The sequence below is a fragment of the Candidatus Spyradosoma sp. SGI.093 genome (genome assembly GCF_050314555.1).
Taxonomy (GTDB): domain Bacteria; phylum Verrucomicrobiota; class Verrucomicrobiia; order Opitutales; family UBA953; genus Spyradosoma.
On record NZ_JBNPNH010000010.1, the window covers coordinates 19,797 to 34,727 of the forward strand.

Consider the following 14,931-nt stretch of genomic DNA (forward strand, 5'->3'; position numbering starts at 1 on the left):
AGCTTCGGTAAAAGCCCTTATAATCTCCCATTTTCGCCCGCTCCCTGCAAGCGCAGAAACGCGGGAACGCGCGCGGTCCGCGAGGCGTTCTGCGGCAAAGCCGTTCCCGTCACTTCGCCGTTTCCGGCGGGGCGAGAAGCCATTCGCGGATTTCGGAATAGAGCGCCTTCAGCGTGATTTCGCCGCTCGAATACGGGGCGATTTCGTAGGGGTTGAAGACGAACGCGACGCCGTCCGCGTCGAGCGCGAAATTCTCGTGCGGAACGGGTTTCGGGAAGCCGCTCGCGGGAACGCTTCCCTTCGCCGCCGCCTTGCGCGCGAGCACCGCCTCCAGCGCGGGCTCGAAGCCGGGCTTGAAGACGTCCTTCAGCGTCAGCCGCCTTCCTGTCTTCAGATCGAAATTCAGCGCTTTCGTCGCGTGGCTCGGATGCGCGCCGCCGAGATCCTGCACGACGCGGATTTCATAGACCAGCAGATCGCCTTCGACGCGCCGCGGGGCGCCCGCGACCGAAATCGCGTTCTCGGAGCCGGCGGAATGCCCCCAGTCTCCGAAGATTTCCGTCCACGTCGCCTGATAGGCGGCGACTTCGTCGGCGACGTAGCGTTCCACGCCCGCGGCGATGCCGTCCGCCGCGTCGTATTTCTTCCCGCCTTCGCGGGCGGGCAGCGCGGCGCGCAGAATCTCGTCGTTGACGCGCCGCGCCGCTTCCGGATTTTCGGAATCGCGGACGTAGGCGAGCTCGACGCGGATCTTCAGCTCCGGCTTCTGCGGGTCGCATTCGAGCACGGAAACCTCGTTCAGCGAGAACAGAGGAAAGCCCGCGGACTCGCCGGCGGGAACGCGCCGCGCCTCGTCCGTCGCGCAGGCGGCGAACAGCAGGGCCGCGGTCGCGGCGGCGAAAATGCGGAAAAAATTATCCACTGCCCGTTTATTCGTCATCGGTCAAAAAGCGTTCCCGCGCGCGGGAACGCTCTTTTCGTTCATCCGTCGATTTTTTCGGAGAGGAAGGCGACGAGCTCGTCTTCCGTCAGGCGCACCTGCTGCAGCGTGTCGCGGTCGCGGAGCGTGACCTTGCCGTCCTTTTCGATCGTGTCGAAGTCGATCGTGACGCCGTAGGGCGTGCCGATTTCGTCCTGGCGGCGATAGCGGCGGCCGATCGCGCCCGCGGCGTCGTAGAACACGTTCCAGCGGCGTTTCAGGCGCTTGTAGAGCGCTTCGGCGCGCGCGACGAGCTCGGGCTTGTTCTTCACGAGCGGGAACACCGCCGCCTTGTAGGGCGCGAGGCGCGGGTGCAGCTTGAGCACGAGGCGCTTTTCGCCCTCGACTTCCTCTTCGCAGTACGCGGCGGAAAGCACGGCGAGGAAGATGCGGTCCACGCCGACGGAGGGTTCGATGACGTGCGGCACGTATTTCTTTTTCGCCGCTTCGTCGAAGTATTCCATCGACTTGCCGGAAACGGTCTGGTGCTGCGTGAGGTCAAAATCTCCGCGCGCGGCGACGCCCTGCAGCTCCTGCACGCCGAAGGGGAACTCGAACATGATGTCCGTCGTGCCCTTGGAGTAGTGCGCGAGCTTTTCTTTCGGGTGGTCGTAGAGCGAAAGGCGCGATTTCGGAATGCCGATGCCGTCGAACCAGTTCATGCAGTATTCGATCCAGCCCTTGTGGAGCGCCTGCCAGTCGGCGTCGGGCGAGATGAAGTATTCGATTTCCATCTGCTCGAACTCGCGGGAACGGAAGATGAAGTTGCGCGGGTTGATCTCGTTGCGGAAGGCCTTGCCGACCTGCGCGATACCGAAGGGCACCTTGACGCGGCCGGTGTCCACGATGTTCTTGAAGTTGATGAAGATGCCCTGCGCGGTCTCGGGGCGCAGATACGCGATCGCGGTCTCGTCGCGGAGCGCGCCGACGTAGGTCTGGAACATCATGTTGAACGCGCGCGGCGGCGTAAGCGAACCCGGCTTGCCCGTCGCGGGCGAGGGGATGAGCGCGTATTCCTCGGGCTTCGCCTCGGTGTAGTCCTTGAGGACGATCGGCGCCATTTCGCCCTGCTTCGCGAGCTTGCGCTTCAGGTCGTGCGCCATTTCCTCCGCCTGCGCCTGCATGCCTTCGTCCTCGAGCACGGAGACGTAGCCGATCGTTTCGCCGGCGACGACGACGGGCGCGAAATAGAGCTGGTCGGCGCGGTAGCGCATCTTCGATTCCTTGCAGTCCACGAGCGGGTCGGTGAAGTTGTCCACGTGCCCGGACGCCTTCCACGTCATCGGGTGGTGAATGATCGTGGAGTCGAGCCCGACGATGTCGTCGCGGCGGTGCACCATGTCCTTCCACCAGGCCTGCTTGATGTTGTTCTTGAGCTCGACGCCGAGCGGCCCGTAGTCGAAGAACCCGTTGTAGCCGCCGTAGATGTCGGAGGACTGGAAGACGAACCCGCGGCGCTTGCATAGGTTGATGATGTCGTTCATCAGGGTGGAGGAAGGTGATTTTTCGCTCATGTTTCGTAAAAAATTGCGGAAACGATACACGCGTTCCCGCGAAAAGACAAGCGCGGCGCGGACTGAAGGAAAAGGAAGAAGCTCAAGAGACGGAAAGAAAATTTTCCGCCGGACTCTCAAGCCTTCAGGCGTCCTCTCCTTCTCAGAAAATGCTCGGAGCTTCCGGAGCGTCCGCGTCCGAAGCGCTGGTCGCGCCCTGCGATTCGAGGAGCTCGGAGACGCGCCGCAGATAGTCGTCGCGCTCGGCGACGAAGAGCATGCGGTCGCTGCCGAGAAAACGGCGGATGCGTTCCAGCGTGCGGCGCGGCGGCCGGCGCGCGTCGAGCAGCTCCGGCAGGTAGCGGAAAAGCGTTTCGACGTCCTTCTTTTCGAGCGCGTAGTCCACCAGCGCGACGAGCGCCTTGTGGTTGAAGTTCTCCGTCAGATACGCGGCCTCGTAGGCGCTCTTGCCTTCGTCGAGCAGCCCCATCTCCGTCAGGCGGCGCCCGACGAGCACGAGCTGCTGCACGGCGACGCTGCGGCTCTTCACCATGTTCTCGAGCCCGAGCTTGCCGAGCTGCCCGTTCCCGCTCTTGTAGTACGCGAGCGTGCGCAGGCAGTTGATCAGCGGCGCGTTGCGCTCGACCCAGTCCGTGTTTTCCTCGCTCAGCTTCTTGAGCATGTCGAGGGCGTCCTTCGGGCGGTCGGCGGCGATGAGCATTTCGATGTAGACCATCTCGAAGCGCGTGATGTTCTCCAGAATTCTCTCCGCGGCGATCTTGTAGAGGCGCTCGACGAGCGCGAAATCGTTTTTGTTCGCCGCCGTCTGCGCGAGCAGGAAAAGCGCGTCGGGCTTGTCCGCGTAGCGGCGGAGATAATCGGCGACGAGCCGTTCCCGAGCCTCCGCCTCGGTCTTCGCGTCGAAGAGGAAGATCAGCCTCGCGAGCGCTTCGGGATTTTCGGTGGAAATCGCCGCGTTGAGCAGCCCGGAGCGCGCCTGCGCGACGTTCCCGGCGAGCTCCTGATAGTGCGCGCGCAGCAGCGTCACCTGCATGTTCCCGCGGCTGCCGGCGACGACGCGGTCGAGCGTCCGCAGCGCCTCCTCGCGGTCGCCGCTTTCCCAAAGCACCTGCGCGCGCAGCACCTGCCCCGTCATCGTCCTGTCGATGCCGTATTCGCCCGTCAGCCGGGCGGCGTCGGCGAAGTCGCCGCGCAGAATCAGCGCCTGCACCGCGCCGACGGCGAGAATGAGGCGGTTGGACTCGAGGCGGGCGCGGAGCTCGGCGCGTTCCGCCTTTTCCTCGTCGGAAAGCGCGGCAGGGGGCGTCGCGGCGGCGTTCCCGCGCGCGGAGATTTCGGCGATCTTCTCCTCCGTCTCGGCGCGGCGGCGTTCGAAGCGCGCGCGCACGTCCCGCGCGCGTTCGGGCGCGACGGCGGGAACGGTGCGGTAAAATTCGAGCTGGCGTTCCCGCGCGGCGAGCTCCGCCTTCGCGTCGCCGTCGATCGCGGCGAGGCGCGCGTCGATTTCCGGAATCATCTCCGCGGCGGCGGCGATCAGCGTGCGGTCTTCCGTCGTCTCCAGACAGCGGCGCACGAAATAGACGACGTAGTCCTTGTGGTCGAGCCCCGCCTCGAGCCCCTCGGCGAGCAGCCGGATCGCCTCCTTCGTCATGCGCTGGTAGAACATGAGATAGGAATAGTAGATGCGCCCGTCCGGATTCTGCGGCGAGAGGGAAAGCCCGGTGCGCACGTTCGCGATCATCTCGCCGGGCGTCTTCGCCTCCTTCGCGCGCTCGATGTACATGTCGCCGAGACGTTTGCGGTGCTCGATGCGCGTCGCGCGGCTGAGCGGATATTTGAGCATGTCCACGAACGCCGTCTCCTCCAGCCCCTTGCCGTATTTGTCGTTGAAGTAACGCGCCGCGGCGATGCCGACGTAGCCGAGCGCGCCGAGCGCCGCGACGACGAGCACGATGCGCTTCCAGTTGACCGCGAGCCGCCACTTGCCCGACTCGGTCCGCACGTAGGCGGCGAATCCCCAATAACGGTCGTTGCTGAATTTTTTCCGCTTCGCAGTCTGCTGCTGAGAAGATTTTTCCTCTTTGGAGTTATCCGACATGTCGCCATTATCGCGCATTCCCGCCGAGACGGGCAACAGCGAAAGCGAGAAAAGCGCGCTTCCGCCGCGCGACTTTCAAAATTGCGTTCCCGCGAAAACGGGCGTTGAATCGTTCTCAAAAATCAAAGTCTTTTCGTATGAATTACGACAGCCAATCAGAATCCGCCTCCGCGGTCGCGGCGAAATGGGCCACGGGAACGCCGACGTTCTCCGTCGAATTTTTCCCCGCCAAGGAGGAAAAGGACGCGCGCCAGCTGCTCCGCGCCGCCAACGCGATCAAGGATCTGCCGATCGACTTCGCGTCCATCACCTACGGCGCGGGCGGCTCCTCGCGGGAACGCACGCTCGACTACGGCGAGCTCATCGCCGACATCTTCGGCTTCCGCATCATGCCGCACCTAACGCTCGTCGGGCACTCGCGCGCGGAACTGCTCGCCGTGCTCGAGCGCTACCGCCGCGCGGGCTTCTTCAGCGTCATGGCGCTCCGGGGCGATCCGCCGCGCGGCGAAACGAACTTCGTTCCCGCGCCGGACGGGCTCGCGCACGCGTCCGAACTCGTCGCGCTGATCCGCGAAAACTTCGGCGGCGCGTTCATGGTCGGCGTCGCCGGCTACCCGGAAAAACATCCCGAAGCGCCGGACGCGGAAACCGACCTGCGCTTTCTGAAGGAAAAGGTCGAACGCGGCGCGAACTTCGTCACGACGCAGATGTTCTTCGACAACGAGAAATATTTTTCCTTCGTCGAGCGCGCGCGCGCGGTCGGAATCCGCGTGCCGATCGTTCCCGGCATCATGCCCGTGCTTTCGCTCAGGCAGCTCGACCGCGTCAACGCGCTCAGCCGCGCGCACGTTCCCGCCGAACTGCGCGAAGCTCTCCGCGCCGCGGACGAAGCGGGCGACGCCGCCGCGGGAGCGCGCGCCGGGCTCGACTGGGCGGAAAAGCAGATCCGCGCGCTCGTCGCCGCGGGAGCGCCGGGCGTCCATCTCTACATCATGAACCGCGGTTCCTTCGCCCGCGACCTGTGTTCCCGCCTCGGCGACCTCGCCGCGCTGAGAGCCTGAGAAAAGCGCGTCGCGCCGCTTCGCCTTCGCGGTTGTCAATTTCCGTTCCGAGCGTTAACTTTCACGCATCATGAAAAACTCATTCCTCGAAAAAACGACGAAACGCGCGGCGGGAACGCTCGCGCTCCTGCTCGCGGCGACCGCTCTCGCCGCCGAAACCGACGCGACCGTCGCCGTTCCCGAAACGGATCCCCTCGGCTGCGCCGTTTCGCTCGACCTCGTTTACGCGTCCGCGACGGCGAGCGCCACGCGCGGCGGCGTGGACATGGCGGGTCTCGACGTCCGCATCGCGCGCGAAATCGACGAAAACTCGCGCATCGACCTCGGTCTGCTCATGCTCGGCGGCGAAGAGGATTTTTACGACGACGACCTCACTTCGACCTCCGTCGCCCTGCTCGGCGGCTACCGCGCGACGTTCGACCTCGTTCCCGACAGACTGACGCTGCACGCGGGCGCACGCCTCGGGCTCGCCGTCGTCGGCTACGTCGTCGACGAAGGGCGCGCCGGCGGCTGGGATCATTACAGCAGCGATTCCGACCTCTGCCTCGCCTACGCCGGGGAAGTCGGCTTCACCTTCGCGTTCAACGAAAAATGGGCGGTGCACGGCGGCTATTCGTACTTCGGCAACACCGCCTCCGTCGGCGGCAGCGCGCTGAAGTTCCGCGACCAGCAGTACCACCTGTTCTCGCTCGGCGCGGAATACCGTTTCTGATTCACGACCGGATTTCACGACCATGAGACTCGACAAGGGCACGCTGTTCTCCTCGCTCGGGCTGAGCGTCCTCCACTTCCTCTGCGTCATCGTGCTGATGAAATTCCGCCCGGACGTCCTCGCCTCGGGCGACGCGGGCTCGCTCGCGGACAAGGCGCAGACCGTGCTGATGCAGCCCGGTCTCTGGGTAGCCGACTTCATGGGCTGCATCGCCGACAAGCCGATGTGGTGGATTTTCGTCCTCCTCAATTCCGCGCTCTGGGGCAACGTCGTCGCCTTCGTGCTCCGCACGTTCTTCTCCAGGCGCTCCTCCGGCAAAAACGCCGACTGAGCGCCCCCGCTTCATGACCGACGACGAAAAATTCCGTCCGCGCCGCGCGGACCGCACGCTCCCGCCCGAAGAGGCGGAACGCGTGCTGCGCGAAGCCGAATACGGCACAATCTCGATGATCGACCCCGACGGGAACGAGCCCTACGGCGTTCCCGTCTCCTTCGTCTTCTTCGACGGCGCGATCTGGATTCATTCCGCCCGCGAGGGCAGGAAATTCCGCGTCTTCGCGGACGCGCCGCGCGTGCACTTTTCCGCCGCGCGGAACGTCCGCGCCGTGTTCACGCGTTACTTCACCAGCTTCTACGAATCCGTCATGGCGGCGGGGAAAATCGTTCCCGTGACCGACGACGCCGAAAAGCGCGCCGCGCTGCGCGAGCTCTGCCGCAAATACCTGCCGGAACACATGGACGTCGCCGACGAGCACATCGCGCGTTCGTTCGCCGTCACCGCGATCTTCAAAATCCTCCCCGACCGCCTCTCCGCCAAGGCGAGGCGCCCTTGAGGCGCGCCCGCCGCCGCCGCTTCGCGGGAACGGCGCCTTCCGTGAAAATCCGCGCCTTTTCCCGCGGCTCGCGTGTTGCCTCGCGCGGCGGGAACGCTCATGCTTGCGCGCACGAAAATGACGGCTTACGAAAACGATTTTTTCCGAGACGAAAACGACGCGGCGCGCGTTCCCGCCGCTTCCGCGGACGCGCGGAGCGCCTGGCTGCTCGGCGTCTGCGGCATGGGCGTCGGCCCGCTCGCGATCTACATGCGCGGCGAGGGCTGGGACGTCTCCGGCTGGGACGACGCGGCGGATTCGCCGATGCGCGCGTTTCTCGTCCGCGCGGGCGTGCGCTTCGTCGAGCGTCTGCCCGCGGGAACGGCGGTCGTCGGGCGTTCCAGCGCCGTGAAGCCGGGCAATCCGCATTACGAAGAGGCGGTGAAGAACGGCTGCCGCCTGCTGCGCCGCGGGGAGCTGCTCGCCGAACGCGCCGCGTCCAAAAAGCTGATCGCCGTCTGCGGCAGCCACGGCAAGACGACGACGAGCGGCATGCTCGCGCAGACGCTCGCCGCGGCGGGAACGGACGCGGGCTACGTGCTCGGCGGGCTTTACCGCGACGCGGAAATGCCGCCCGCGCGCTGCTCGACGACGAGCGACTGGCTCGTCGCCGAAGTGGACGAAAGCGACGGCACGATCCGGCATTTTTCGCCGGAAATCACCGTCGCCGTCAATCTCGACTGGGACCATCCCGACTACTACAAGACCGAGGCGGATCTGGAGCGCACGTTTCGCGAGCTCTTCGAGCGCACGCGCCGCGCCGTGTTCGTTCCCGCGGGCAACGCGCGGCTCGAACGCCTCGCGCGCGGGCTGCGCGTTCCCGTGTTCACGGTCGGCGACGGCGGCGACTACGCCTTCCGCGTCGTGCGCGCGGGCGCGGCGGAGACGCGGGTCGAGCTCGGCGGCGCGTTCCCGCACGGGCCGCTCGTCCTGCCGGTCGCGGGAACGTTCAACACGCAGAACGCGATGCTCGCACTCGCGGCGACGGCTTTCGTCTGCGGCGGGAAAATCGGCGTCGCCCCGCTCGGAAAATTTCCCGGAATGCGCCGACGCCAGGATCGCCTCTACGCGGGCGAGCGGCTCAGCGTGTTCGCGGACTACGCGCACCATCCGACGGAGATCGCGGCGCTGCTCCGCCTGCTGCGCGAGACGCACCTGGGGCGCCTCGTCGTCGTCTTTCAGCCGCACCGCCACTCGCGCACACGGCAGTACGCGGCGGCGTTCGCGGAGGCGCTTTCGCTCGCCGACGAGGCGATGATTCTGCCCGTTTACGCCGCGGGCGAGGCGAAGATTTCCGGCGGCGAAAGCGAGGACATCCTCGCCGCCGTCGCCGCGGGAACGCGCCCGCTCCGCGTCTGCGCGGACGCCGAGGAAACCCTCGCGCGGCTCCGCGAAATCGCCGAGGAGATTTTTTCCGGCGCGGGCGAGGAGACCGTCGTCGCCTTCGTCGGCGCGGGCGACATCGACCGCATCGCCGCCGCGCCGTTCGCGCGCGAACTCTGGCTGCGCGAAGCGGGGCGCCCGCGCGGGAACGCCGAGGATTTCGGGACGCGCATGGCTCGCCTGCTCCCGCCGAAGACGGTTTTCCGCGCCGACGAAAATCTCGGCGCGCGCACGACGCTCGGCGTCGGCGGGAACGCCGCGTGGTACGCCGAGCCGGAAGACGCGAACGCCCTGCTCGTGCTGCTGCGCGGCGCGCGCGTTTACGGGCTGCCGACGTTCGCGCTCGGCCGCGGCTCGAACCTGCTCGTCTCCGACGCTGGCTTCCCGGGGCTCGTCGTCCGCCTCGCGGGCGAAGGCTGGGCGCGCGTCCGGCGGGAACGCGACGCCGCCGACGGCGCGGCGACGCTGGACGTCGGCGCGGGCGCGAAGCTGAAGGAGCTCTGCGCCTTCGCCGCGCGCGAAGGGCTGGGCGGCTTCGAATTTCTCGACGGCATTCCGGGCACGCTCGGCGGCGCGCTGCGCATGAACGCGGGCGCGCACGGCGCGTCCGTCTTCGACCGCGTCGTCTCCGTCGAATGGCTCACGCCCGAAGGCGTCCGCCGCGAAGCGCCGCGGGAGAGCCTGAATCCGCGCTACCGCGACTGCCCCGAGCTGCACGGCGCGATCGTGCTCGGGGCGCGTCTGCGCGCGGCGGGAACGCGCCCGAGCGAGGCGATTTTCGCGGAAATGCGGCGGCTCGCGGAAATCCGCCGCGCGTCCCAGCCGCGGGAACGCTCCGCGGGCTGCACGTTCAAGAATCCGCCCGGCGAAAGCGCGGGCAGGCTCATCGACTCGCTCGGGCTGAAGGGATCGCGCGTCGGCGGCGCCGTCGTCTCCGCCGCGCACGCGAACTTCATCACGACGGACGCGGGCGCGACGGCGGCGGACGTGGAGGCGCTCGTGCGGCGCGTGCGCGGCGTCGTCGAAGCGGAAACGGGCGTCCGCCTCGACCCGGAAATCATCCTTCTCGGCGGCTCGTGGGAATAGCGCGCGGGAACGCCCGCCGCCCGTTTCATCGGCGTCGCGCGCGGGAACGCCTCTTTAGGCTTTAAGCTCCGGGCGTTAAGCCTTATCTTTCCCCGCCATGAAAAAATCCGATGCAGACAGGCGAAAGCTCTTCGCGGGAACGGAAAAATTCGAGACGCTCCGCGACTGGACGCGCTTCGGCACGTCGCTTTTCCGCCGCGAAAATCTCTTTTTCGGGCAGGGCTGCCCGAGCGCCTACGACGAAGCGCTCTACCTCGTGCAGAGCGCGCTGCATCTGCCGCTCGACGGGCCGGAGACCTTTTTCGACGCGCGCCTCACGCCCGCCGAAACCGAAGCCGTGAAGGACGCGCTGTTCCGCCGCGCCGTCGAGCGCGTTCCCGCCGCCTACATCACGCGCGAGGCGTGGCTCGGCGACCTGCGTTTCTACGTGGACGAACGCGTCATCATCCCGCGCTCGTATTTCGCGGAAATCATTCCCGAACAGCTCCCGCAGTGGATCGCGGACATCGACGCCGTCGAGCGCGTCGCGGACGTCTGCACCGGCGGCGGCTCGCTCGCGGTCCTGCTCGCGCGCGCGTTCCCGAACGCCCGCGTGGACGCGTGCGACATTTCCGACGCCGCGCTCGAAGTCGCCGCGAAGAACGTTGCCGACTACGGGCTCGACGGGCGCGTCTCGCTCTTCCGCTCCGACGTGCTCGCCGACGTTCCCGCGGAAAAAGACGCCTACGACGTCATCATATCCAATCCGCCCTACGAGCCCGAGGCGCTCCGCGAGACGCTTCCGGAGGAATTCCGCCGCGAGCCCGACGGCGCGCTCTTTTCGGGCGCGGACGGCATGGACGTCATCCGCAGGCTGCTGCCGCAGGCGGCGGAAAAGCTCAAACCCTCAGGGCTGCTTCTCATCGAAGTCGGCGGCCTGCAGGACGCGCTCGAAGCCGCGTTCCCGCAGATCGAATTCAACTGGCTCGCGACCGAAGACGCGTCGGACTGCGTCTGCCTCATTCACGCCTCGTCGCTGAAAAAAGCCTTCGCGAAAAAACGCGGACGCGCCGCCCGATGAAATTCCGATTTCAGATTCTCGGCTCGAGCAGCGGCGGCAACTGCGCCGTGATTTCGAGCGATTCCGCGACCGTGCTCGTCGACGCCGGATTCTCCGGCAGGAAAATCCGGGACGGGCTCAAGACGCTCGGGCTTTCGCTCGACCGCGTGGACGCCGTCTTCTTCACGCACGAGCACTCGGACCACACCGCGGGCGTTCCCGGCATTTCCGCGACGGACGGCCTGCGCTTCTTCGCCAACCGCGGCACCGCGCGCGAAATCGAGCGCCGCTACAAACGCGCGCTCCCGTGGAATTTCTTCGATTCCGGCGACTCCTTCGAGTTCCGCGACCTGCGCGTGACGACCTTCGCGATCCCGCACGATTCGCAGGACGCCGTCGGCTACGCGTTCGAGTTCGGCGGCGAAAAGCTCGTCTGGCTCACCGACTGCGGGAAGATCACGAATCTCGTGCGCGCGAAGCTCGCGGACGCGGACGCGCTCGCCATCGAGTCCAACTACGACCCGGAGCTGCTGAACCGCTCCGACCGCCCGGAAGAGCTGAAGAACCGCATCCGCGGCACGCACGGGCACCTCTCCAACGGCCAGTGCGCGGAATTTCTCGCGGAACACGACTGCGCGCGCCTGCGGCACGTCTTTTTCGCGCACGTGAGCCGCGAATGCAACGCGCTCGACCGCATCGCGGGCACGTCGCTCGCCGCCGTCGCCGGCCGCTGCGGGAACGCCTCCGTCGTGGACCCGAGCGCCTTCCTCCCGCCCTCCGCCGGCTTCGGCTTCTGAGCGGGCGCGGAATTCGTCTCGTTTCCGCGGATTTCGGCTTGCAAAGCGCGGACGATTTCTCAAACTCATCAACACCATGACAAAACCCCTGATTGTTCTTCTGACTGCCGCGCTCGCGCTGAGCGTCGGCGTTCCCGCAATCGCGCAGCAGACGCGCGCCGTTCCCGAATCCGCCGCCGAAGCGGCGAGCCCGTGGGAAAAGCTCTTCCCGTCGGGCCTGATCGTCGCGGGCGAAAAAGCCTCGAAGGCGAACAAGAATCATTTCCGCGAGCTCGAAGACAAGTTCGTCGGCGTCTATTTTTCGGCGAAGTGGTGCGGCTTCTGCCATTACTTCACGCCGCAGCTCGCGAAATTCCAGAAGAAGCACAGGGCGCGCTTCGCCGTCGTGTTCTCCAGCTCGGACAAGTCGGAGTCCGCCATGATCGCCTACGCCAAACAGTACAAGATGAACAAGCAGAAATGGCTGGCGCTGCCGCTCGGCTCGCGTCCCGCGGTCTCGGGCGGCGGCGGGCTGCCGACGCTCATCGTGTTCGCGCCGGACGGCACCGAGCTCACGCGGCTTTCGGGCGCGTCGGAGGCGATGCGGTCCGGCGACGACGACCCGCGGCTCTTCAAGGATCTCGCGGAAAAGATGTCCGCCTGGGAAGAGGCGCACGCCGCCGAGTAAGCGCGGCGACGCGGCGGGAACGCGCGCGATGAAGGACTTTTCAGAGATTTCCGAGGCGCTCGCGGGAACGCCGCTCTTTTCCGGAAAGACGTGGCGCGTCGCCGCGGAGCCGTGGCGTTTTTCCGAAGAAGCGGCGCGCGGACTGCGCGAAATCGGCGACGCCTGCGCGGCGTTTTACCGCGCGCTGGAACGCCTTTATCTCGCGGGCGCGGCGGGAAAAAATCTGCTCCGCAACGGCGAGCTCCGCGCTCCGTGGGCGGCGGAGATTCTCGACCGCGGAAAGCCGCCGGAGCTCCTCGCGCACGGCCGCGCGCCCGCGCTCGCGGGAACGCTCCCGCCGGTCATCCGCCCCGACCTGCTGGCGACGGAGACGGGCTTCGCGCTGACGGAGCTCGACAGCGTGCCCGGCGGCGTCGGGCTGACGGCGTTTCTCGCGCGGCTCTACGGCTGCGCCGACGCGATGCCGGAGCTTTTTCTGAACGCGGTCCGCGGCGGGAACGCGGACGCGCGCGTCGTCGTCGCGGTCTCCGAAGAGGCGGCGACGTACCGTCCGGAATTCGAATGGCTCGCGGAGACGCTGCGGCGGGAACGCGGCGCGGCGATCGAAGTCTGCGATCCGAACGAGCTCGAAATCTCGGACGCGGGCGTCTTTTTCGCGGGAAAGCGCGCCGACGTCGTCTACCGCTTCTTCGAGCTTTTCGACCTGGCGAACTTCCGCGGCGCGGCGGCGCTCGCGGCGCAGGCGGAACGCGGGAACGTGCGCGTCGTGCCGCCGATGCGCGCGTTTCAGGAAGAAAAACTTTCCCTCGCCCTGTTCCGCCACCCGAGCCTGGAACCGTTCTGGCGCGAGGCGCTCGGCGAACGGCATTTCGGGACGCTGCGCGGAATCGTTCCCGCGACGTGGATCGTCGAGCCGCTCGGCGAACTGCCCGCGGGCGCGCTGCTGCACGCGCCGCGCCCGATGCGCGACTGGCAGGAACTGGCGCGCGCGCCGCGGCGGGAACGCGACTTCGTGCTCAAGGCGAGCGGATTCGCGGAAAACGCGTGGGGCGCGCGCAGCGTGACGGTCGGGAACGACGCGTCGCAGACCGAATGGGCGGCGGCGGTGGACGAAGCGCTCTCGGCGGGCGCGCGCGGCTCGCTCTACGTGCTCCAGGAATTCCGCAAGCCGAAGCGCGTGCCCTTCGCGGTCTTCGACGACGCGGGAACGCGCCGCGAAACGCTCGGCCGCGCGCGGATCTGCCCGTATTACTTCGTCGGTCCGGACGGCTCGACGACGCTCGGCGGCGCGCTCGCGACCGTCTGCCCCGCCGACAAGAAGATCATCCACGGCATGAGCTCCGCCTCGCTCGCGCCGTGCGCGTTCTGAGCGCGCCCGCGTCCCGCGCCCGGAACCGCATACAGACCGAAGCGCGAAACGTCGTTTTTCGAGAAAATGACGACGGGCGGCCTACCCCTAAGCCGCCCGCCTTTATTTTCTATATCTCGTTGCTTATTACCCCATCTCTCACTACGTGAGAGAAAAAGTTTTAAAATTATGTGAATGAATAAATCTTTTTTTCGGGAAATGCGCAAGCACTTTTTTGAAAAATTTTTAAAACCGCCTTGGAAGCCGCATAAATAAAGGAAACTTTTTTCATCGCGGCCTGGAAATCTTCCGCTTTCTTTTGGGAAACGGACGCGTTTCCGGGAGAAAAAGCGCGTTTTCTGAGGCGTTTTCCGCGGAGCGGAACGACGCGCGCGACGGCGTTCCCGCGCGCGGCGGTTTTTCGCGCTTTCATCCGCGGCGCGGGAACGCTAAGCTCTTGCGCGCTATGACAGAAGAAGTTCTCCAGGCCATTCCTCACCGCCCGCCGTTTTTGTTCATCGACAAGGTCGTCGAGACCCGCGCGGACGGCATCACGTGTTCCCGCACGTTCCGCGCGGACGAAAAATTCTACGAAGGGCACTATCCGAACGCGCCGCTCACGCCGGGCGTGCTGCTCTGCGAAAGCGTCTTTCAGGCGGCGGCGATCTATCTCGTGAAGAAGGCGCAGGCGAGCGGGGACGCGGATTTCGCGAACCGCACGCCCGTGCTCTGCCGCATCGAGAACGCGAAGTTCAAGGGCATGGTCTTCCCCGGCGACGAAATCGTCATCGACGTGAAGGACGGGGAAACGCTCGCGGGCTTCTACTATCTCACGGGAACGGTGCGCAGCGCGGGCAAGATCGTTCTGCAGATCAAGTTCGCGTTGGCGATGATCGAGAAAAAATGACCGCCGATCCGGTGCGAAACACCACGGATGAACACCAATGGACACGGATAACGAAATCGCCGTGCCCGCGCCGGGCGAAGGGAAGCTGCTTTTCGGAGAAGAGGCGCGCCGCATCATCGGCTGCGCGATGGCCGTGCTGAACGAAATCGGACACGGCTTCTGCGAAAAAATCTACGAAAACGCGCTTTGCTGCGAGTTCGCGCTGAACGGCATTCCGTTCGCGCAGCAGAAGGCGTTTCCGGTCTTTTACAAAAAGCGCATGGTCGGCAAGTTCGTTCCGGATCTGGTCGTTTTCGACAAGATCATCGTCGACGCGAAATGCGTTTCCGCGTTCTGCGCCGAAGAACGCGCCCAGATTCTGAACTATCTTCGGGCGACGGGACTCCGCGTGGGCATGCTGATCAATTTCAAGAATCCCAGGCTTTCCCGGGAACGAATCGTTCTCTAATGAAGAAATCCGTGTCGATT

14 protein-coding genes are annotated in these 14,931 nt (G+C 66.1%); 11 read left to right on the forward strand and 3 right to left on the reverse strand.

Annotated features, from left to right (window positions below; translation table 11 throughout):
- Positions 1 to 109: 109 nt before the first annotated feature.
- The 3 genes from ACQREB_RS08175 to ACQREB_RS08185 all read right to left on the reverse strand — a co-directional run bounded on the left by ACQREB_RS08175 (position 110) and on the right by ACQREB_RS08185 (position 4,591).
- Positions 110 to 940, reverse strand: coding sequence for an RsiV family protein (locus tag ACQREB_RS08175; RefSeq protein WP_427767549.1), 831 nt, complete (start codon positions 938 to 940; stop codon positions 110 to 112).
- Between the two features lie 41 nt (positions 941 to 981).
- Positions 982 to 2,493, reverse strand: a complete 1,512-nt coding sequence (locus ACQREB_RS08180; protein WP_427767551.1) for a glycine--tRNA ligase — start codon at positions 2,491 to 2,493, stop codon at positions 982 to 984.
- A gap of 142 nt (positions 2,494 to 2,635) precedes the next feature.
- Positions 2,636 to 4,591, reverse strand: coding sequence for a tetratricopeptide repeat protein (locus ACQREB_RS08185; RefSeq protein WP_427767553.1), 1,956 nt, complete (start codon positions 4,589 to 4,591; stop codon positions 2,636 to 2,638).
- Positions 4,592 to 4,728: 137 nt separating this feature from the next.
- Between ACQREB_RS08185 and ACQREB_RS08190 the strand changes: the two genes are divergently transcribed.
- The 11 genes from ACQREB_RS08190 to ACQREB_RS08240 all read left to right on the forward strand — a co-directional run bounded on the left by ACQREB_RS08190 (position 4,729) and on the right by ACQREB_RS08240 (position 14,911).
- The gene (locus ACQREB_RS08190; protein WP_427767555.1) at positions 4,729 to 5,652 is read left to right on the forward strand and encodes a methylenetetrahydrofolate reductase; all 924 of its coding nucleotides are present in this window, start codon (positions 4,729 to 4,731) and stop codon (positions 5,650 to 5,652) included.
- Between the two features lie 70 nt (positions 5,653 to 5,722).
- Positions 5,723 to 6,364, forward strand: a complete 642-nt coding sequence (locus ACQREB_RS08195; protein ID WP_427767557.1) for an outer membrane protein — start codon at positions 5,723 to 5,725, stop codon at positions 6,362 to 6,364.
- A gap of 22 nt (positions 6,365 to 6,386) precedes the next feature.
- The gene (locus ACQREB_RS08200; RefSeq protein ID WP_427767559.1) at positions 6,387 to 6,695 is read left to right on the forward strand and encodes a hypothetical protein; all 309 of its coding nucleotides are present in this window, start codon (positions 6,387 to 6,389) and stop codon (positions 6,693 to 6,695) included.
- Between the two features lie 13 nt (positions 6,696 to 6,708).
- Entirely contained in the window at positions 6,709 to 7,197 is a 489-nt protein-coding gene (locus ACQREB_RS08205) for a pyridoxamine 5'-phosphate oxidase family protein (RefSeq protein WP_427767561.1), read from the forward strand.
- A gap of 72 nt (positions 7,198 to 7,269) precedes the next feature.
- Positions 7,270 to 9,705, forward strand: coding sequence for a UDP-N-acetylmuramate dehydrogenase (gene murB / locus ACQREB_RS08210; RefSeq protein WP_427767562.1), 2,436 nt, complete (start codon positions 7,270 to 7,272; stop codon positions 9,703 to 9,705).
- A 97-nt stretch (positions 9,706 to 9,802) separates the two neighbouring features.
- Positions 9,803 to 10,765 carry a 50S ribosomal protein L3 N(5)-glutamine methyltransferase gene (gene prmB, locus ACQREB_RS08215; RefSeq protein WP_427767564.1) on the forward strand — a complete coding sequence of 321 codons (963 nt, stop codon included), beginning with the start codon at positions 9,803 to 9,805 and terminating at the stop codon, positions 10,763 to 10,765.
- Positions 10,762 to 11,541, forward strand: a complete 780-nt coding sequence (locus ACQREB_RS08220; protein ID WP_427767566.1) for an MBL fold metallo-hydrolase — start codon at positions 10,762 to 10,764, stop codon at positions 11,539 to 11,541. The genes prmB and ACQREB_RS08220 overlap by 4 nt, the downstream gene beginning before the upstream one ends.
- A gap of 76 nt (positions 11,542 to 11,617) precedes the next feature.
- On the forward strand, positions 11,618 to 12,208 hold the full coding sequence (locus ACQREB_RS08225) for a thioredoxin-like domain-containing protein (protein ID WP_427767568.1): 591 nt from the start codon (positions 11,618 to 11,620) through the stop codon (positions 12,206 to 12,208).
- 28 nt (positions 12,209 to 12,236) lie between these two features.
- Positions 12,237 to 13,577 (forward strand): hypothetical protein, encoded by a 1,341-nt coding sequence (locus tag ACQREB_RS08230; protein ID WP_427767570.1) that lies wholly within the window; start codon positions 12,237 to 12,239, stop codon positions 13,575 to 13,577.
- A gap of 445 nt (positions 13,578 to 14,022) precedes the next feature.
- On the forward strand, positions 14,023 to 14,463 hold the full coding sequence (locus tag ACQREB_RS08235; RefSeq protein ID WP_427767572.1) for a 3-hydroxyacyl-ACP dehydratase FabZ family protein: 441 nt from the start codon (positions 14,023 to 14,025) through the stop codon (positions 14,461 to 14,463).
- Positions 14,464 to 14,500: 37 nt separating this feature from the next.
- Entirely contained in the window at positions 14,501 to 14,911 is a 411-nt protein-coding gene (locus ACQREB_RS08240; RefSeq protein WP_427767574.1) for a GxxExxY protein, read from the forward strand.
- The last annotated feature ends 20 nt before the right edge of the window (positions 14,912 to 14,931 follow it).

Excerpts from the sequence above, each read along its gene's own strand:
- ACQREB_RS08240 (WP_427767574.1), top strand. The coding sequence starts at position 14,501 with ATGGACACGGATAACGAAATCGCCGTGCCCGCGCCGGGCGAAGGGAAG.
- ACQREB_RS08235 (WP_427767572.1), top strand. The coding sequence starts at position 14,023 with ATGACAGAAGAAGTTCTCCAGGCCATTCCTCACCGCCCGCCGTTTTTG.
- ACQREB_RS08175 (WP_427767549.1), bottom strand. The coding sequence starts at position 940 with ATGACGAATAAACGGGCAGTGGATAATTTTTTCCGCATTTTCGCCGCC.
- ACQREB_RS08230 (WP_427767570.1), top strand. The coding sequence starts at position 12,237 with ATGAAGGACTTTTCAGAGATTTCCGAGGCGCTCGCGGGAACGCCGCTC.
- ACQREB_RS08205 (WP_427767561.1), top strand. The coding sequence starts at position 6,709 with ATGACCGACGACGAAAAATTCCGTCCGCGCCGCGCGGACCGCACGCTC.
- ACQREB_RS08225 (WP_427767568.1), top strand. The coding sequence starts at position 11,618 with ATGACAAAACCCCTGATTGTTCTTCTGACTGCCGCGCTCGCGCTGAGC.
- ACQREB_RS08220 (WP_427767566.1), top strand. The coding sequence starts at position 10,762 with ATGAAATTCCGATTTCAGATTCTCGGCTCGAGCAGCGGCGGCAACTGC.
- ACQREB_RS08190 (WP_427767555.1), top strand. The coding sequence starts at position 4,729 with ATGAATTACGACAGCCAATCAGAATCCGCCTCCGCGGTCGCGGCGAAA.
- ACQREB_RS08195 (WP_427767557.1), top strand. The coding sequence starts at position 5,723 with ATGAAAAACTCATTCCTCGAAAAAACGACGAAACGCGCGGCGGGAACG.
- ACQREB_RS08185 (WP_427767553.1), bottom strand. The coding sequence starts at position 4,591 with ATGTCGGATAACTCCAAAGAGGAAAAATCTTCTCAGCAGCAGACTGCG.
- ACQREB_RS08180 (WP_427767551.1), bottom strand. The coding sequence starts at position 2,493 with ATGAGCGAAAAATCACCTTCCTCCACCCTGATGAACGACATCATCAAC.
- ACQREB_RS08200 (WP_427767559.1), top strand. The coding sequence starts at position 6,387 with ATGAGACTCGACAAGGGCACGCTGTTCTCCTCGCTCGGGCTGAGCGTC.
- prmB (WP_427767564.1), top strand. The coding sequence starts at position 9,803 with ATGAAAAAATCCGATGCAGACAGGCGAAAGCTCTTCGCGGGAACGGAA.